Below are 18,406 nucleotides of genomic sequence, written 5' to 3' on the forward strand. Positions count from 1 at the left end.
AAATGACTTTTTTGAAAAGATTTAAATTTTCTGCCGTAGCAGGGGCTTTACTTGTGGTACTATCCGTTTCTTGTGAAGAAGATTTGACCACTATAGGTGCCAGCGTCATTGGGGGCGAACCTTTTACTACGGACAAGGCAGTTTATGATGTCTTTGCATTTAACAGGAAGATAGAAGCGGTGCGGACCAATAAACTTCCCTTATACCAACTAGGTTTTTTCGATGACCCCCTATATGGCAAGACAGAGGCGCGCATAACTTCCCAATTGATCCTATCTTCCAGCAATCCTACTTTTGGAATATTTACCCAAGAGACGGAGGATAATCCAGACAGTTCATCTGCAACACAAATACCTGAAAATGAAACGGTAAAGGAGGTTATTCTATACATACCCTATTTAAGGGCCGGGGATGAGCAGCGGGATCGAGACTTGGATGGAGTGGACGACGAATTTGATGTCGATCCGGAAGACCCCAACAGTGACTCGGACGGTGATGGCGTTAATGATAATCAGGAAAGGGCCAATGGCACGGATCCCTTGAATGTGGACACGGATGGAGACGGAATCAATGATGGGTTGGATGACTCTACCTTGGGCAACCAGTTTCCAAAGAGGTTTGAACTGGATAGTATCTATGTCAATGGCCAACTATATGATAATGAAACCCCATTATCCTTTAATTTAAAAATAGAACGTTCTACCTACTTCTTAAGGGATCTGGATCCCGACACCAATTTTCAAGAAGCTCAGGAGTACTATTCCACACAGCGGTTCTCTCCCGCTTTTGTGTCCGATGTTCTTTTTGATGAAGAGATAACCGTAAGTAATGAACATATATTGATTCCTAGGGAAGACGACCCCGCCACGGAAGATGTGGATGAGTCGGAACAGTTTGATCGTTTGGATCCGGGGATACGAATTTCTTTGGATACCGATTTCTTTCAGGAAAATATTTTGGATAAGGAAGGAAGTTCTGAATTATTGAGTCAAGCCAATTTCAACGAATTTTTAAGGGGACTTCACTTTTCAATAACCCCAATTTCTGATGATGTTATGGTTCTTTTGGATCTTACCGATCCCAATGTATCCTTGGATATTGTGTATGAATATGAGGCCATAGATATCAATGGGACTACGGATGATGTCTCGGACGATGTTCTTGAGGTAAGGGAAAGCACTTTCTCAATTGATTTAATTAACCGGTTGGCTACAGGCGGGATAAATGGCAATGCCGTCAATACGTTTATAAATGAATCCTTTCCCCCTCAAATAACGGATGCCTTGGATGTTCCGGAAAATGCCTCTAGGATTTATTTGAAAGGAGGCTCGGGATCCTTTACGGAAATAAATCTTTTTGAGGAGGAAAACGGGGAAGAGATCTTAAACCAGATAAAGGCCAACAATTGGATAATAAATGAAGCCAATCTCATTTTTTATGTAGATCGCCAAACTTTGGATGCCGCTGGCGATGCGGCAGAACCTCCTAGGTTGTACCTATATAACGCTGAGACCAATGTCCCTGTATACTTGTCAGGTGCTCAGAGACTTATCGATGGTAGAACAGGACAGCTATTGGTGGCGGCCGTAAATGAAAGTTATGATGGAAGGTTAATCGTGGAATCAAACAACAAAGGATCCAGATATAAATTAAAGATTACCGACTACATCAATGATTTGGTACTTCGGGATTCCACCAATGCGACTTTGGCACTTACCATAACCCCGGATATTAGAGCCAGCGCAACACGAAATGTCATGCTGACCAATGAGGAAAGGGATTTTCCATTTGCTCCCACTTTAAGTCCGTTGGGCACGGTGCTTTTCGGAAGTGACATTGGCCCTGAGAATGAGGACAAGAAATTGAAACTTGAGATTTTCTATACGGAAACCAATTAATATCAAAAGGTTACTCCGAAGTCTCATAATTTCATTTCCATCAAGCAATATTTTCTTCATCCCCATACCACAATACAGAGATTATACGTTTTACATCCAAAAAGTGGTGAAATTTAACGATATCGCATTAGATTTGCCATATACTCAAAATCATCTTATTTAAAAACCTTATTTAATTATGTGTGGAATAGTTGGTTATATAGGACACCGAGATGCATATCCCATTATTGTAAAAGGCTTACAACGTCTGGAATATAGAGGATATGATAGTGCTGGTATTGCACTATATGATGGCAGCTCCATAAATCTTTCCAAAACCAAAGGTAAGGTCGAAGACCTTAAAAATAAGGCGGAAAATAGCATTTCCCTAATTGGGAACCTAGGGGTAGGCCATACACGTTGGGCTACTCACGGGGTGCCCAACGATGTCAACTCCCATCCCCACTATTCCAACTCTGGCGATTTGGTGATTATCCACAACGGGATTATAGAAAACTACGAATCCATCAAAAAGGAACTGACCAAAAGGGGCTACACCTTTACATCAGATACGGACACCGAAGTTTTGGTCAATCTTATTGAGGAAGTAAAGAAGACCGAAGGGGTAAAACTGGGACAGGCTGTTCAAATTGCCTTGAATCAGGTGGTCGGAGCATATGCTATTGCAGTTTTTGACAAACAAAAACCAGATGAAATTGTAGTGGCCAAGTTAGGTAGTCCCTTGGCTATCGGAATTGGCGAAAATGAGTTCTTCATTGCTTCGGATGCCTCTCCCTTCATAGAGTTTACCAACAATGCCGTGTACCTGGAAGATCAAGAGATGGCCATTGTTCGATTGGGCAAGGAAATCAAATTGCGCAAAATCAAGGATGACGCCATAGCCTATCCCAAGATTTTGGAACTACAATTAAACTTGGAGCAAATTGAAAAAGGAGGCTATGATCATTTCATGTTAAAGGAGATTTATGAGCAGCCCCATGCCATTTTGGATACATATAGGGGAAGGCTTCTTGCCGATCAAGGCATAATCCGCATGGCAGGAATAGACCAACACCTGGAAAAATTCGTCAATGCCGATAGGATTATTATCGTGGCTTGTGGAACTTCATGGCATGCCGGGTTAGTGGCAGAATACATTTTTGAGGATTTGGCCAGAATCCCCGTGGAAGTGGAATACGCCTCGGAGTTTCGGTATAGGAATCCAGTAATTACGGATAAGGATGTACTTATTGCCGTATCGCAGTCCGGTGAAACGGCAGATACTTTGGCGGCCATAAAACTGGCCAAGGAAAAGGGTGCTTTTGTCTTTGGGGTATGTAATGTTGTGGGGTCTTCCATTGCCAGGGAAACCGATGCAGGGGCTTATACGCATGCCGGACCGGAAATAGGTGTAGCGTCGACAAAGGCCTTTACGACACAAATTACCATTCTAACTTTAATGGCCCTTAAATTAGGTAAGGAAAAAGGAGAGTTTTCAGAATCGAAATTTCATGAATATTTAGCGGAATTAGAAAACATTCCTGCCAAAGTACAAATAGCGTTGGAATCCAATCCATTGATTGAAATTATTGCAGATGTATATAAGGATTCCAGCAATTGCTTGTACCTCGGCAGGGGGTATAACTTTCCCGTTGCCCTGGAAGGAGCATTAAAATTAAAGGAAATAAGCTATATCCATGCGGAAGGCTATCCTGCTGCTGAAATGAAACACGGCCCTATTGCCTTGATCGATGAGCAAATGCCTGTAATAGTAATTGCTACGAATAAAGGGCATTATGAAAAAGTAGTGAGTAACATTCAAGAAATAAAATCAAGAAAAGGTATGATTATCGCTATCGTTACTGAAGGTGACGAGCAAGTGACAGAATTGGCAGATCATGTAGTGGAGATTCCAGAAACATTGGAGAGCCTTACACCGCTCTTAACCACGGTACCTCTGCAACTTTTGTCCTACCATATAGCTGTCATGCGAGGTTGCAATGTGGATCAGCCCCGTAATTTGGCGAAATCCGTTACCGTTGAATGATAGATTTAACAAAGAATATCCAAAAAAGGCCACGGACAACTTTCGTGGCCTTTTTCTTTTCAAATTATTGATTTCCTATTTTTTTCGATGCTTTTTTATATTTATTATACTATGCATGCATAATTTTTTCCATTTTATGATTGTTCCTTTGTAAAAATCTGTATCTTGCCCTACGAACTAATTTAACTCAAAGTTAACATGAGAACAACACTATTATTATCCATGCTGATGCTTGTGACGGTTGGTTTCGCACAAACAACGGTGAATGGAAAAGTGGTAGATGAGAATGACCAGCCCATACCCGGCGCCAATGTGGTCATTGTTGACAAGACCATAGGTACGGTCACGGATTTTGATGGGTTTTTTAAATTGGAGACTTCGGAAATCCCCCCTTTTCAGTTAAGAATTACAAGTATAGGGTATTCCGATGGATCCGCAAATGTTACGGAGAATAATCAAACATTGACCATTGTACTTTCGGAGACCCAGACTTTTTTGGATGAGGTGGTCATCTCCGCTTCCAGGACCCCGGAACGTATTTTTGAATCCCCCGTATCCGTGGAGCGTTTTGGGATTAAGGATATTAAAAACGCCTCCGCTGCCTCATTTTATGGTGGACTTGAGAATTTAAAGGGAGTGGATATCAATACCAGTAGTTTGACTTTCCAATCCTTGAATACTAGGGGTTTTGCTGCTGTAGACAACTCAAGGTTCGTGCAGTTGGTCGATGGTATGGATAACTCTTCCCCGGCATTGAATTTCGCTTTGGGAAATCTGGTCGGAATGAACGAGCTGGATGTACAAAGTGTGGAGATATTGCCTGGGGCTTCTTCCGCATTATATGGGGCCAACGCTTTCAACGGTATTCTGTTCATGCGAAGCAAAAGTCCTTTTGATTTTCAGGGGATAAGCGTTTATGGCAAAACTGGATTGACTTCCCAAGAGGCAGCGGGGGATAATTCATACTATGATATTGGGATAAGGGTGGCCCATGCGTTCAGCGACAAATTCGCGGTAAAGGCCAATTTCTCCATTTTGGAAGGTACGGACTGGTTTGCGGTAAATGAAGAAGATCTAAGTATTCCCGGAGCGGACAGAAGTAATCCCGCGTATAACGGATTGAATGTTTTTGGCGATGAGGTTGCCATACCCATAGATTTTGATGCCGCCACGGGATTTCCATCCGGTACCTTGGGTTCAGCGGTGGTTTCCAGGACGGGGTATGCAGAACGGGACTTGACCGATTATGGCGCCCAGAGTGTCAAGTTTGATGGAGCGGTCCACTACAGGCCGTTCGGAGACGATTTCGAGATTATATATAATGGTAGGATAGGTCGTGGCTCTACTATCTTTCACGGGGCCAGTAGATATTATATCGATGATTTTATTTTGCAACAGCATAAGTTGGAGTTCAAGAACAATAATTTTTTTCTAAGAGGCTACATCACATCGGAAAATGCCGGTAACTCCTATGATATGCGTTTTACTGGAATAAACGTTAACAACAGGTGGAAGTCCAATGCCCAGTGGTTTGGGGATTATGTGGCTGCTTTCGCGGGGGCCAAATTAGGTATAGGGACTGGGGTGCTACTGGATGATGAAGCGGCCCATGCCGCGGCACGACAAGCGGCGGATACCGGAAGATTAATTCCTGGGACTCCCCAATTTCAAAGTGCCTTCAATGCAGTAATTGCTGATGGTGACTTGGCCACGGGATCACGCTTTATAGATAATACGAAATTAAGCCATATTGATGCAAACTATAATTTTAGTCATTTGACCGAGAATTTCGCCGATATTCAAATAGGGGGATCTTTTAGGGAGTATGTACTCAATTCACAGGGAACGATTTTTACGGATTTGGATGGATCCATTCCGTATCAGGAATTTGGTTTATACACACAGATCCAAAAACAATTTTTGGACGAAAGGCTAAAGTTCACAGGTTCCATTCGATATGATAAAAATGAATTTTTTGATGGCTTCCTATCACCAAGGGCTTCATTGGCCTATACTGCCGGATCCAAAAGAAACCATAACTTTAGGGCCTCCTTTCAAACGGGCTTTCGGAACCCCACCACCCAAGATTTGTTTATTGGATTGGATTTAGGGAACGTAATTTTAGTAGGTTCGGCACCTGACAACTTGGAAAAACGTACGTTTTCGGTAACCAACAACAATACCGGAAACACGGCGGTTTTTGTACCCAGGGACACTTATGAAAACTCTTTTTCAAAAAGTTCGGTAGATGCCTTTAGGGCTTCCAACTTTACGGACACCTCCTTGTTGGAAGTAGGTAATCCCGATCCCATAAAACCAGAACAGGTTTCTGCTTTTGAATTGGGGTATCGCGGACAGATCGGCAAATTCACCATTGATTTGAGCGGATACTACAATACCTTCCAAGATTTTATTGCTACTGAGAGGGTAATTGTGGCATTTTCCAAGGACGAAACCAATCTGCAGACGGCCGCTACGGAAATAAGAACCGGGGATAGTCAGGAATTCCAGGCCTATACCAATTCCACGGCAGATGTAAACTCGTACGGTGCCACAATAGGGGTTAACACCAGGGTTCTCGGTAACTTTGATTTGGGAGTGAACTACACTTATGCGGATTTTGATTTTGACGAGGCTTCCGACCCGGACTTTAGGCCAGGATTCAATACACCTAAGCATAAAGTGAAAGCATCTTTTGGGAATGAAGAGTTATTTAAGAACTTTGGATTCAATGTCAATTACAGATGGAGCGATACCTTTTTCTGGCAAGCTTCCTTTGCGGATGGGGATGTACCTGCCTATACTGTTCTGGACGCCCAGATCAATTATGCCGTACCGAAGATAAAATCGGTCTTTAAACTTGGGGGATCCAATCTCCTGGCAGACGAATATTTCACCGCTGTGGGTACTGGACTCGTTGGATCCATTTATTACCTTTCGTGGACGATAAACCCATAACCAAAGACTAAAAAAAGGTTTAAAAGGGTGTTTATGAGACACCCTTTTTTTGGTCAAAAAACAGTAGGAAGAAGTTTCCAGTTAAGACGGAATACCATATCTTTGCAGCCGAAAAAACTAAGGCTTTCGAGCACAGTTCCTAACCTTAATAGCATAAACATAGAAGTAATGTCAAAAATTACAGGTAAAGTTTCTCAAATCATAGGCCCGGTAGTGGATGTTGAATTTGAATCGGGATCAGATCTCCCCAAGATTTATGATTCTTTGGAAATCGCTAGAGAAGATGGGTCGACCTTGGTGTTGGAGGTACAATCCCATATCGGAGAAAATACCGTAAGATCCATATCCATGGATTCAACGGATGGTTTGAGTAGGGGAACCGAGGTGCTGGCTACCGGAAATGCCATTCAGATGCCTATAGGTGAAGAAGTATATGGACGTTTGTTCAATGTAATTGGGGATGCCATTGATGGAATTGGGGATTTACCAAAAGAGGGAAAAAATGGGTTGCCGATTCACCGTGAGGCTCCAAAATTTGAAGACCTTTCAACTTCTACTGAAGTTCTTTTTACCGGAATCAAGGTAATCGATTTGATCGAGCCTTATGCCAAGGGAGGTAAAATTGGATTGTTCGGCGGTGCTGGAGTAGGTAAAACGGTATTGATTCAGGAATTGATCAATAACATAGCCAAAGGACATGGTGGTCTTTCCGTGTTTGCCGGGGTTGGGGAACGGACTCGAGAGGGAAACGACCTGCTTCGTGAGATGTTGGAATCCGGCATTATAAAATATGGGGATGACTTTTTACATTCCATGGAAGAAGGAGGATGGGATTTGTCCAAGGTAGATAAAAAGGCAATGAAGGAGTCCAAGGCTACCTTTGTTTTTGGTCAGATGAACGAACCTCCGGGTGCCCGTGCCCGTGTTGCCCTTTCCGGACTTACCATTGCCGAGTACTTCCGGGACGGTGCAGGGGAAGGTCAAGGTAAGGATGTGCTTTTCTTCGTCGATAATATTTTCCGATTTACCCAGGCCGGTTCCGAGGTGTCCGCACTATTGGGACGTATGCCTTCAGCAGTAGGTTACCAACCTACTTTGGCCACGGAGATGGGGGCTATGCAGGAAAGGATTACTTCTACCAAAAGAGGCTCCATTACCTCCGTACAGGCGGTCTATGTGCCCGCGGATGACTTAACGGATCCTGCTCCGGCTACAACATTTGCCCACTTGGATGCGACGACGGTATTGTCCCGTAAAATTGCCGAACTTGGAATCTATCCGGCCGTGGATCCCTTGGATTCTACCTCCAGGATTCTTACCCCGGAAATTTTGGGAAAAGATCATTACGGTTGTGCGCAAAGGGTAAAAGAGCTACTTCAACGCTATAAGGAGCTTCAGGATATCATTGCTATTTTGGGTATGGAAGAACTTTCTGAGGAAGATAAACTGGCCGTGGGAAGGGCAAGACGTGTACAGCGTTTCTTGTCGCAACCGTTCCATGTGGCGGAACAGTTTACCGGTACACCTGGGGTTTTGGTGGATATAAAGGATACCATTAAAGGGTTTAACATGATTATGGATGGTGAATTGGATCACTTACCAGAATCGGCCTTTAACCTCAAAGGAACCATCGAAGAAGCTATTGAAGCCGGAGAGAAAATGCTAGCCGAGGCATAAACCGAGCTTTGCCCGGTAAATCCCAAATTCCAACATGGAATTTGATATTTGTAATTCGAGATTTACACCATATGTATTTAGAAATCGTATCACCTGAAGCTACATTGTTCGCCGGGGAAGTCGTTTCGGTCACCGTACCGGGCATTAATGGGGAATTCCAGATGTTGACGGATCATGCACCTATCGTCTCATTGTTACAACAAGGGCAGGTAAAGGTTGATGGCAATGTGGTCATCGATGAGCTTTATCAAGATAAGTTTAGCAAGGATGCCAGCGGCAAGACCATTCTTCCTATTACCAGTGGTACTGTTGAGATGAAGGATAACAAGGTTATCGTTCTGGCGGATTAGTCAATCAGGCCATTTTTCAACTTAAAGAACCTGCTGCAAAACAAAGAGGGATTTTATTCTAGCGAAATCAATTGCCATTCCTGATTGGTGGAACGATACGTTTTTAAATCTTTAAAACCAACCGTATAATGTGCCCTTAAAGATCGTTGGTTCTCCGTATCCACTTCGGTGATAATCACGGGATAATCTGGGAACAATGCGGTTTTCATAGTTTGGTACAATTGCCGGAAAACGCCCTTTTTACGATAAGCCTTATCAATGCATATTTGCCCCATGACCATGTACTTCTTCCCTTCGGGGACTATAGTCTCGATTTCTTGGAACATGGGTCTTAAAACAGCTACGAATTCGGCAAACCTGGGATGCATACATAGGGCATAGCCGATTACCCTGTCCTGGTCTTTTGCAATGATGTGAGGGCAGACCTGATGCATCGCTCTTAATTGGTCAAGGGAATGGGATACGGTTACAAAGCCCTCGCTATGTTTCTCTTGCCTCGATAAGGATTCCGGTAAGTTTCTTTTTTGTAGCTCTAAAATCTGAACCAGTTCATCTTCTACCGACGTCCTTTTATAGCTGACCATATCAAGAAGTTTTAATAAAGGTAGTAAATTTGAATATGGCCAAACTTCCCTTAAAATTGAAGGCGAAACTTTTAAAAAGAAAGGAGGATAGCTATATTAGAAACTTAGCTGAACCTTTGGATTTGGTGGATTTTACCTCTAATGATTATTTGGGTTTTGCTAGGAACAAAACTATATTCTCCAATGCTTTTGAACTCCTAAAAGAAAGGGGAGTTACATCAAATGGGGCCACGGGATCTCGTTTGCTTTCGGGCAATCACGGATTGTATATGAAATTGGAGGAAATCTTGGCCGAATTTCATGAGGTGTCTTCCGCATTGGTTTTTGGTTCGGGCTATGATGCCAATGTAGGATTTTTTAGTTCGGTTCCGCAACGCGGCGATTTTGTCTTTTTTGATGAGCTTATCCATGCCAGTATCCGGGACGGGATTAAAATGGGCAATGCCAAGAGCTACAAGTTCAAACATAACGACCTGGAAGATTTGCGGGATAGGTGTCTTTCCAAAAGCAATCGAAGTACCGACGAAACCGAGATTTACATCGTTACCGAATCGGTTTTTTCCATGGACGGGGACTCTCCCGATTTGAGAAAGCTTTCAAGTTTTTGTATCCAAAACGGATTTAATCTCATTGTTGATGAGGCACATGCGATTGGCGTTTTTGGAGAAATGGGCAAAGGTAAGGTTGATGAGTTGGGGCTTCAAAAGGAAATATTTGCCCGAATGATCACCTTTGGCAAGGCCTTGGGGTGTCATGGGGCCGCAATTTTGGGGAGTAGTGAACTAAAGAGCTATTTGGTGAATTTTGCGCGAAGTTTCATTTATACTACCGCCCTGACCCCACATTCCGTGGCAACGATTATTGAGGCGTACCACTATTTGATATCCCCAAAAGGGGTCAATTCCACGCAAAAACTCAGGGAGAATATAGATTATTTTAAGGATAGGGTACATGTAAACGGGCTTGATTCCTTTTTTGTTCCGAGTCATTCGGCCATTCAAAGTTGTATACTTCCTGGAAATCAACACGTTGGATCAATTGCTAAAAATATCCAACATACGGGCTTTGATGTAAAGCCCATTTTTTCCCCGACCGTTCCGAAAGGAAGGGAACGGTTGCGTTTCTGTTTACATAGCTTCAATACCAAAACAGAAATTGAGAAATCCCTGGAAATACTCTCCCATAATTTGAATGTTTATGGTTGAAAGATTTTACACCTTGGCCTCTTTTGAATACCCAGCGGATGTTCAAGTACTGAAAGGCAAACTGGAATCCGAGGGTATTCCTGTTTTTTTGAAGGACGAGAATACCTTAAATTCCGATCCATTGATCAGTAATGCCATTGGCGGAGTACGGGTGCAGGTATACAACAGGGACAAAGATAGGGCCAAGGCAATTTATGATGAAATTCGTTCCTACGCCTTGGACAAAAACGGAAATCCGGTGATTTGCCCCAATTGTAAAGCTCAAAAATCGGAAGCTTACTATCAACGGAAAAGTCTTTTCCACAAACTCTTTCCTTTTTTTGAAAAAAGAAAGTACAAATGCCTAAATTGTGGCATGATTACAAAACCTTAAGAATGCAAAGAATATTTGTTACCGGAATATCCACTGAGGTGGGGAAGACCATTGCTTCGGCCATATTGGTTGAAGCCTTGGAAGCAGATTATTGGAAACCGGTTCAGGCCGGGGAATTGGATTATACGGATAGCCATAAAATACGTGAACTCATTTCCAATACCAAGAGTGTAATCCATAAAGGCAGCTATGAACTGACTTCTCCTATGAGCCCCCATGCTGCCGCTGAAATAGATGGTATCCGTATTGATAGGCAACATATCGTTGAGCCGGAAACAAACAATCATTTGATTATAGAAGGTGCAGGAGGTCTGCTGGTTCCCTTAAACGAGGAAGATACAATTTTGGATATCATCATGCCCAATTATAAGGTAGTGGTAGTTTCCCGGCACTATTTAGGAAGTATTAATCATTCTTTATTGACCATCCGTTGGCTACAACAAAAGGGATACGAGGTTTCGGTGATTTTTAGTGGGGATGCCAATCCACATACGGAAAGCATAATACTTCATAAGACAGGGGTATCCTTGATAGGAAGGATTGAAGAAGAATCGGGCTTTGATCGGGAAACCATAAAAAAATATGCGGATAGATTTCGGGCTGTATTGGAGTCAATGTGAACGTTGGAGGATTTCGGCTTTATCAATCGTTGCAAAAACCGTATAATACTTCTCCAAATAGGCATCCACATATTCGTTTTCTTCCACTTCCTTCTTATCGAAAACCAATCTGTTTTTCCGTACAACAATGACCTTAGGTCGTATTTCTTCAAAGATATACTGCAATTCCTGTAAAGATGAACTCCTTGGATTATCGTAAAAGGGAAATAATTCGTCCCTACAGATATTACTGGGATGTGTTGCCGCTTTTGTCGGCGGCTTTGCATCCAGTACCCAGTACCCGATGTGATAGCCCAAAAATAGAATGTTTTGCGTGTCCGTATTTGTATTGACCAAGTACTGCGGTACGGTAAATCCTTCACCATTAAAGAAAGTGCCCCGTTCTATTTTGTTCCTTACTACGGCATAGTACTCCAAATAACTTTCTAATGGCACTACTAATGTCAAAAAAAATAGATAAGGCCTATAGTCGAATTTTTGAAATATTGGAATTTTGCCTACCGCCATACCCACCACAATTATCAATATAGGATGCAGTTGTATCAAATAATGACTATTGATTCGCCCACCTTTGATAAAGGAAAGCAGTACGCCCAAAATGGCGATTGTCAAGATTTGAACCGGAGGGGCCCTAAAATCCAAAAGTTTCTTTTTCCAAGCATAGTAAAAAAATAGGCCCAGGAGAAGAAATGTGGGTGCCATCTTCAGCACGGAATACCGCCTGGCATCCGTATATTCCAATGGGGCGAGAATGACCGATTTCCACCAAACTTCCATACTGCCCGATATGAAATAGGGCATTAGCGTAAGTAATACCACAGTGACAATTCCACCTGCGAAGAAAAAGGAAAATCGTATTGCCTTATTGTATTCCCTTTGTTTTGTATAACGATAGAGAACGTATATCCCTAAAAGGAGTACGGCATAGGCCATATTCAATTTGGTCATCATTGCTAGCCCCATCAGGATTCCAGATAACCCGGACCAAAATATTCTTTCATGTTTTATGAGTAGATAAAGTCCCGGCATAAAAAATGTCATACAAATATGTTCGGACATTACGCCTTGTAAACTTCCAAAGAGGCTTTGCAGGGCAATACAGGCCATTGCGGCCCAAAAGCCCAATTTCTTGGAATCCATCTCCTTTCCTATTTTGTAAGTAAAAAAGGCGGTTATTGCAACCACCAAGGTGCCCAAGAAACGAATGGCCAGGAAACTCTTCCCAAAAATATAGATACTGCTGGCAAAAAAGAGGTAGGTGATGGGAGGCTTTAAATCCCAGAGTTCTACATAAGGCAAATAGCCATCCACCCAAGATTGCCCCATAAGAATAAAGGTACTTTCGTCCCGGTCTATATAGTCCCTAAAGAAAAAAGGAAATCGTATAAAGAAGGAGGTTGCGAAAAGCAAAAGAAAAACAGATTTGTCCTTAAGTTTATGGTATTTAGGAGTAAGAGATGTTATAACTTTGCGCAGCATCCGACCAGGGTTGTTTCCCATCAACGCAAGATAGATAAAAAGGCGATTTATCAAATTCTATGACAGCTAAAAATCTTTCCAAAAGAGACCAGAAACACATATGGCATCCACTGACCCAGCATAAGACTCACCCTAAAACATTGGGTATTGTTAGGGCCAAGGGGGCAGTTTTGTATGATGAAGATAACAAGGAATACATTGACGGTATTGCCTCTTGGTATACCTGTATGTATGGTCACTGCAACGATTTTATCCTGGAGAGGGTACAAAAACAGATGTATCGGATGGATCAGGTGGTATTTAGTGGTTTTACTCATGAGCCTGCCATAGAACTATCGGAAGAGCTGATGAAGATTTTACCACCGAACCAAGATAAAGTATTCTTTTCGGATAATGGCTCTACAGCAGTAGAAATAGGGATAAAAATGGCATTGCAATACCACTTTAACAGAGGTGACAAAAGGAATATCCTTTTGGCTTTTGAGGAGGGATTCCACGGGGATACCTTCGGAGCAATGTCGGTCTCGGGGCTATCGGTTTACAATGGTCCCTTTGAGGATTTTTTTATTGATGTAGAACGAATTCCAGTTCCTACAAAGGACAATATCGAGAGCCTCCTATCAAATCTGGAAATTCGGCTGAAGCATAACAATGTAGCGGGTTTTATCTATGAACCGCTTGTACAGGGGGCTGCCGCAATGAAAGTACATGATGCGGCAGGATTGGACCGCATCCTTGAACTGTTTCAAAAGAATGATGTTTTGACTATTGCGGACGAAGTCATGACCGGATTCGGGAAAACGGGTACTTATTTCGCATCAGATCAATTGACCGCCAATCCGGATATTATTTGCTTGTCCAAAGCCCTGACCGCTGGGCTAATGCCCATGGCCATTACCAGTTGTTCAAGAAAGGTCTATGATGCATTTTACAGCGACGAAATCGCCAAAGGACTATTCCATGGGCATACCTATACGGCAAACCCTTTGGCCTGTACCGCAGCTTTGGCCGGTATTGAATTATTGCGCTCCCAAGAAATTCAAAATAGTATTAAACGTATCATAAGATCCCATAAAGATTTTAGACAACAAATCCGGGCGCATGACAAAGTAGCGGACACTAGACAATGCGGTACCATTTTCGCATTGGATTTAAATGTGCGTACGGAACGTTATGGCAATCTTAGGGATAAACTCTTCCGATATTTTATGGATAAAGGTGTATTTTTGCGTCCTCTTGGAAATACCATTTACATTTTGGCGCCCTATGTTATTTTGGAGGAACAGTTGGAAAAGGTTTACACTACTATAAAAAGTGCTTTGGATAGTATTTGAATTGTGCCGAACCTATGCCGAACCGACCCATCACCATAACCGCTATTTCTTCTATTTCCTCACTGGGAAAATCAACTGAGGATGTTTGGAACAGTTATCAACAGGAAAACCACTTTTTTGAAAAAAGAAGTTTGGGCGATCATAAGGATTGGGTGGCTCCATTGTCGCAAACGGCAAAGCGCACCATTGATTCCATAAGAAGTTCCGATACCAAATATAAAAACCTGGATGATACGGTGCTGTATGCCCTATATGCTTCCAGACAAGCCATACAAAAAGCAGGATGGAGACAAGGAGATGACTTTGGTATTAATATAGGATCGTCTCGGGGGGCGACCGCACTTTTTGAAAAACATCATGAGGACTTTAGGGTAACTGGTAAGGTTTCCCCACTTGGTTCGCCAACAACGACCCTGGGAAATATTTCCTCTTGGATAGCCCATGACCTGAAGACCAAGGGCCCTGAAATTTCACATTCCATTACGTGCTCTACCGCCTTACATGCCTTGTTGAACGGAATGGCCTGGATCAATAGCGGAATGGCCGATAAGTTTTTGGTGGGCGGTAGTGAGGCTCCGCTCACCCCTTTTACCTTGGCCCAGATGAAGGCGTTAAAAATATATGCCGGCTTCCAATCGGGTACTGAGCATACCTTGGATTATCCATGTAGGGCTTTGGATTTGGAAAAAAAGAAAAATTCATTGGTATTGGGCGAAGGGGCCTCCGTTGCCTGTTTGGAAAAGGGCGTCCGTCATAACTCATTGGCGATTATAGAAGGAATCGGATATGCTACGGAACCTTTGGAGCATTATGTTTCCATCTCGAGTGATGCACATTGTTTCCAGCAATCTATGGAAATGGCATTGAAGAATGTTCCATCTGACGTTATAGACATCATTGTAATGCATGCACCAGGAACCATAAAAGGGGATATTTCGGAGTTCAAGGCCATCAAAGAAATATTTGGAAAAAATTTGCCCGCCTTGACCACAAATAAGTGGAAAATAGGCCATGCCTTTGGGGCATCGGGAATGCTAAGTTTGGAAATGGCTATCATGATGTTGCTACACCAAGAATTTATTGCGATACCCTTCGTTACACATAAAAGAAAACCAAAAAAAATCACTAAAATACTAATCAATGCAGTAGGGTTTGGAGGTAACGCCGTTAGTATTGTTTTGGGCAAAGTTTGACCAAAAAACAAACAAATATCATATTTTAGCTAATATCGATGTTGTTCCTTAGCGGCTAATTTTTAATTAGCTAATTTTAATTTGGATATATTTCAATGCTATGAGCTATACTAGACATAACTGGACCAAGGAGGAAATTTTAAATATATACAACAAACCTCTTATGGAATTGCTGTATGAAGCGGCAACAGTACACAGAAAACATCATGATCCCAATACGGTACAGGTTTCCACTTTGTTGTCCATTAAAACGGGCGGATGCTCCGAGGATTGTGGGTATTGTCCCCAAGCGGCCAGATATCATACGGATATAGAAAAAAATGACCTCATGTCCGTTTCCCATGTTAAGGCCCAGGCATTAAGGGCCAAGGAATCCGGAAGCTCAAGGGTGTGTATGGGAGCTGCATGGCGAAACGTAAAGGATGGCCCTGAATTTGATCAAGTGTTGGAAATGGTACGTACGATCAATAAATTGGATATGGAGGTTTGTTGTACCCTGGGCATGCTAACTGAAAATCAAGCCAAACGTTTGGCAGAAGCCGGACTTTATGCCTACAATCACAATTTGGATACTTCCGAGGATTACTATAAGGACGTTATCTCCACTCGTGCCTTTGAGGATCGTTTGGAGACCATAGACAATGTCAGGAAAAGTAATGTCACGGTTTGTAGTGGCGGTATTATCGGTATGGGCGAAAAGCTGGAAGATCGCGCAGGAATGCTCGTTGCGCTGTCTTCTTTGAACCCTCAGCCCGAATCCGTACCCATAAACGCATTAGTGGCCGTGGAAGGCACTCCTATGGAGGATATTGAACCGGTGGCCATTTGGGATATGGTACGTATGGTGGCGACAACGCGTATTGTAATGCCGGAGACCCAAGTGCGTCTTTCCGCTGGTCGCACCCAAATGAGTAGGGAAGGGCAAGCGCTTTGCTTCCTTGCCGGAGCCAACTCAATTTTTGCCGGTGACAAATTGTTGACCACTCCAAATCCGGACGTCAATGAGGATATGGAAATGTTCGCTTTACTTGGGCTTAATAGTCAAAAACCTTTTGAAAAGCACGCTCAACCTAAGACAGTGGAGGCTTCGGATTCCGTACTTCAGGCCTTGGGCGAAAAGCCTAAATGGACCCGTCCCGGACATAGTATTGAACGTAACGAAGCCGCCAAGGCAAAGGCAAAAATCGCGAGGTAGTCTCTTAACCAAAGGTTAATTTTAGGAAAGCATTTTGTAAGGTTTTTTACCTTTGAGGTTTAAATAACCTGAACACCCTTGGAATTAAAAAACATCCCCAGAGTCAAAACTCTTACAAAAAAAGAGTTTATAGATTCTTTTTTTAAGCCCCAAAAACCCGTTGTAATCGAGGAATGTACACTTCATTGGCCGGCGTATTCCAAATGGAATCTGGAGTATATGCGGGAAATGGCAGGGGACAAGATAGTTCCTTTGTATGACGATAGACCGGTGCATCATGAAGATGGATTTAACGAGCCGCATGCACAGATGAATATGTCGGACTATATTGACCTATTGAAGACCACACCGACCCGGTACCGTATTTTTCTTTGGAATATCCTAAAGGAGATTCCCGAACTTCAAAAGGACTTTGATTATCCGGACCTAGGTTTGCGATTTATGAAAGGCTTGCCCATGCTTTTTTTCGGAGGAAGGGATTCCCATACCTTTATGCACTATGATATTGATTTGGCCAATATCTTCCATTTTCACTTTGAAGGTCAAAAGGAATGTATCCTTTTTTCAAGGGAGCAAACCAAATATCTCTATAAAATACCACATTCCTTGATTACCCATGAAAGTATTGATTTTTCCAAACCTGATTTTCAAAAATGGCCGGCCTTGAAACACGCAAAAGGGTATAGGACGCATCTAAAACATGGTGAAGTACTATATATGCCAGAAGGATATTGGCATTATATGAAATACCTTACCCCTGGATTTTCCATGAGCCTTAGAGCCATGGCCCGCAATCCTAGAAACGTTACCAGAGCGATTTACAATATCCTAATAATGCGACATTATGATGGCCTAATGCGCAGGCTTAAGGGACAAAGGTGGATAGATTGGAAAAATGAGGAGGCCATTCAAGAGACAAACAAACGTATTGAAGTATAAGACGTTAAGAAGTTTTTGGAAATGGTTAAACTTCAATCCAACGAATTCCTGGAGAAAGGGTCAAAGGTGCTGTTCTTTTAACAGGGCTTCTATCTTATCATAAACAAGATGATTTTCCCAACCTCTATAGAACAGATAATCCGCCAGTTTTCTCCGCTTTTCGGGAAGACTTTTACCGGTCAATTGATTTACTCTTTTTCTTGCTAGCGTGTCCAACGTCCTTTGATAGTCCTCTTCATCAATTTCCCGGAGTGCCGTTTGTATATTATACTTTGAAATATTGCGTTGTTTCAACTCATTTGTGATACGGTTTCTTCCCCATTTTTTAATGGTAAACTTCCCTCGGGCAAAGCTTTTTGCAAAACGCTCCTCATTGAGGTAGCCCTCTAAAACCAAATGAGCCATAATTTGATCTATGGCTTCGGGAATCATCCCCATTTCTTTTAACTTGGATACCGCCTCCTTATGACAACGCTCCCGGTAGGCACAATAGCGTTCCAATTTTTTAATAGCTTCTGGGAGGATATAGGACGGTTTAAAAGGCATTCGACAAAAATAATAAACAAAAAAAGCGA

Annotated in this window: 15 protein-coding genes; 12 read left to right on the forward strand and 3 right to left on the reverse strand. The window is 42.5% G+C overall.

The genetic code is table 11. The features are described 5' to 3' along the window. Window positions 1-2 precede the first annotated feature (2 nt). From ACO06Y_RS07165 to ACO06Y_RS07185, 5 genes are all read left to right on the forward strand, one after another. On the forward strand, window positions 3-1,898 hold the full coding sequence (locus tag ACO06Y_RS07165) for a DUF4270 family protein (protein ID WP_422083150.1): 1,896 nt from the start codon (window positions 3-5) through the stop codon (window positions 1,896-1,898). 178 nt (window positions 1,899-2,076) lie between these two features. Beyond that, window positions 2,077-3,924 (forward strand): glutamine--fructose-6-phosphate transaminase (isomerizing), encoded by a 1,848-nt coding sequence (glmS, locus tag ACO06Y_RS07170; RefSeq protein ID WP_422083151.1) that lies wholly within the window; start codon window positions 2,077-2,079, stop codon window positions 3,922-3,924. A 198-nt stretch (window positions 3,925-4,122) separates the two neighbouring features. Further along, window positions 4,123-6,882, forward strand: a complete 2,760-nt coding sequence (locus ACO06Y_RS07175) for a TonB-dependent receptor (protein ID WP_422083152.1) — start codon at window positions 4,123-4,125, stop codon at window positions 6,880-6,882. A gap of 168 nt (window positions 6,883-7,050) precedes the next feature. Continuing rightward, window positions 7,051-8,559 carry a F0F1 ATP synthase subunit beta gene (gene atpD / locus ACO06Y_RS07180; RefSeq protein WP_422083153.1) on the forward strand — a complete coding sequence of 503 codons (1,509 nt, stop codon included), beginning with the start codon at window positions 7,051-7,053 and terminating at the stop codon, window positions 8,557-8,559. A 71-nt stretch (window positions 8,560-8,630) separates the two neighbouring features. Next, window positions 8,631-8,909, forward strand: coding sequence for a F0F1 ATP synthase subunit epsilon (locus tag ACO06Y_RS07185; RefSeq protein ID WP_422083154.1), 279 nt, complete (start codon window positions 8,631-8,633; stop codon window positions 8,907-8,909). 53 nt (window positions 8,910-8,962) lie between these two features. On the opposite strand, the gene ACO06Y_RS07190 is transcribed toward ACO06Y_RS07185, so the two are convergent. Continuing rightward, window positions 8,963-9,493 (reverse strand): GNAT family N-acetyltransferase, encoded by a 531-nt coding sequence (locus ACO06Y_RS07190; protein WP_422083155.1) that lies wholly within the window; start codon window positions 9,491-9,493, stop codon window positions 8,963-8,965. A gap of 56 nt (window positions 9,494-9,549) precedes the next feature. On the opposite strand from ACO06Y_RS07190, the gene ACO06Y_RS07195 reads away from it, so the two are divergent. The 3 genes from ACO06Y_RS07195 to bioD are packed head-to-tail and all read left to right on the forward strand — an operon-like array spanning window position 9,550 to window position 11,691. Continuing rightward, window positions 9,550-10,698: an aminotransferase class I/II-fold pyridoxal phosphate-dependent enzyme gene (locus ACO06Y_RS07195; protein ID WP_422083156.1), complete on the forward strand. Its 1,149-nt coding sequence runs from the start codon at window positions 9,550-9,552 to the stop codon at window positions 10,696-10,698. Beyond that, a complete protein-coding gene (locus tag ACO06Y_RS07200; RefSeq protein ID WP_422083157.1) occupies window positions 10,691-11,071 on the forward strand; it encodes a DUF2007 domain-containing protein in 381 nt (126 codons plus the stop codon). Before ACO06Y_RS07195 ends, ACO06Y_RS07200 begins: the two co-directional genes overlap by 8 nt. Before the next feature lie 2 nt (window positions 11,072-11,073). Beyond that, window positions 11,074-11,691 carry a dethiobiotin synthase gene (gene bioD, locus ACO06Y_RS07205; RefSeq protein WP_422083158.1) on the forward strand — a complete coding sequence of 206 codons (618 nt, stop codon included), beginning with the start codon at window positions 11,074-11,076 and terminating at the stop codon, window positions 11,689-11,691. On the opposite strand, the gene ACO06Y_RS07210 is transcribed toward bioD, so the two are convergent. Continuing rightward, window positions 11,683-13,170 carry an ArnT family glycosyltransferase gene (locus tag ACO06Y_RS07210; RefSeq protein ID WP_422083159.1) on the reverse strand — a complete coding sequence of 496 codons (1,488 nt, stop codon included), beginning with the start codon at window positions 13,168-13,170 and terminating at the stop codon, window positions 11,683-11,685. The two genes, bioD and ACO06Y_RS07210, sit on opposite strands and share 9 nt — an antisense overlap. Before the next feature lie 59 nt (window positions 13,171-13,229). Between ACO06Y_RS07210 and bioA the strand changes: the two genes are divergently transcribed. From bioA to ACO06Y_RS07230, 4 genes are all read left to right on the forward strand, one after another. Then, window positions 13,230-14,504: an adenosylmethionine--8-amino-7-oxononanoate transaminase gene (gene bioA, locus ACO06Y_RS07215; protein WP_422083160.1), complete on the forward strand. Its 1,275-nt coding sequence runs from the start codon at window positions 13,230-13,232 to the stop codon at window positions 14,502-14,504. A 14-nt stretch (window positions 14,505-14,518) separates the two neighbouring features. Further along, on the forward strand, window positions 14,519-15,697 hold the full coding sequence (locus ACO06Y_RS07220; protein WP_422083161.1) for a beta-ketoacyl synthase N-terminal-like domain-containing protein: 1,179 nt from the start codon (window positions 14,519-14,521) through the stop codon (window positions 15,695-15,697). 100 nt (window positions 15,698-15,797) lie between these two features. Next, entirely contained in the window at window positions 15,798-16,892 is a 1,095-nt protein-coding gene (gene bioB, locus ACO06Y_RS07225) for a biotin synthase BioB (protein WP_422083162.1), read from the forward strand. Window positions 16,893-16,970: 78 nt separating this feature from the next. Beyond that, entirely contained in the window at window positions 16,971-17,831 is an 861-nt protein-coding gene (locus ACO06Y_RS07230) for a cupin-like domain-containing protein (RefSeq protein WP_422083163.1), read from the forward strand. A 60-nt stretch (window positions 17,832-17,891) separates the two neighbouring features. On the opposite strand, the gene ACO06Y_RS07235 is transcribed toward ACO06Y_RS07230, so the two are convergent. Then, a complete protein-coding gene (locus ACO06Y_RS07235) occupies window positions 17,892-18,377 on the reverse strand; it encodes a regulatory protein RecX (RefSeq protein ID WP_422083164.1) in 486 nt (161 codons plus the stop codon). Between the last annotated feature and the right edge of the window lie 29 nt (window positions 18,378-18,406).

Origin of the sequence: Ulvibacterium sp. (assembly GCF_965228935.1) — a bacterium.
Lineage (GTDB): Bacteria > Bacteroidota > Bacteroidia > Flavobacteriales > Flavobacteriaceae > Ulvibacterium.

What these genes read in the sequence shown, in the direction of transcription:
- atpD (WP_422083153.1), top strand. Translation starts at nt 7,051, where the DNA reads ATGTCAAAAATTACAGGTAAAGTTTCTCAAATCATAGGCCCGGTAGTG.
- bioA (WP_422083160.1), top strand. Translation starts at nt 13,230, where the DNA reads ATGACAGCTAAAAATCTTTCCAAAAGAGACCAGAAACACATATGGCAT.
- ACO06Y_RS07165 (WP_422083150.1), top strand. Translation starts at nt 3, where the DNA reads ATGACTTTTTTGAAAAGATTTAAATTTTCTGCCGTAGCAGGGGCTTTA.
- ACO06Y_RS07220 (WP_422083161.1), top strand. Translation starts at nt 14,519, where the DNA reads ATGCCGAACCGACCCATCACCATAACCGCTATTTCTTCTATTTCCTCA.
- ACO06Y_RS07190 (WP_422083155.1), bottom strand. Translation starts at nt 9,493, where the DNA reads ATGGTCAGCTATAAAAGGACGTCGGTAGAAGATGAACTGGTTCAGATT.
- ACO06Y_RS07175 (WP_422083152.1), top strand. Translation starts at nt 4,123, where the DNA reads ATGAGAACAACACTATTATTATCCATGCTGATGCTTGTGACGGTTGGT.
- ACO06Y_RS07200 (WP_422083157.1), top strand. Translation starts at nt 10,691, where the DNA reads ATGGTTGAAAGATTTTACACCTTGGCCTCTTTTGAATACCCAGCGGAT.
- bioD (WP_422083158.1), top strand. Translation starts at nt 11,074, where the DNA reads ATGCAAAGAATATTTGTTACCGGAATATCCACTGAGGTGGGGAAGACC.
- ACO06Y_RS07185 (WP_422083154.1), top strand. Translation starts at nt 8,631, where the DNA reads ATGTATTTAGAAATCGTATCACCTGAAGCTACATTGTTCGCCGGGGAA.
- bioB (WP_422083162.1), top strand. Translation starts at nt 15,798, where the DNA reads ATGAGCTATACTAGACATAACTGGACCAAGGAGGAAATTTTAAATATA.
- ACO06Y_RS07235 (WP_422083164.1), bottom strand. Translation starts at nt 18,377, where the DNA reads ATGCCTTTTAAACCGTCCTATATCCTCCCAGAAGCTATTAAAAAATTG.
- ACO06Y_RS07210 (WP_422083159.1), bottom strand. Translation starts at nt 13,170, where the DNA reads ATGCTGCGCAAAGTTATAACATCTCTTACTCCTAAATACCATAAACTT.
- glmS (WP_422083151.1), top strand. Translation starts at nt 2,077, where the DNA reads ATGTGTGGAATAGTTGGTTATATAGGACACCGAGATGCATATCCCATT.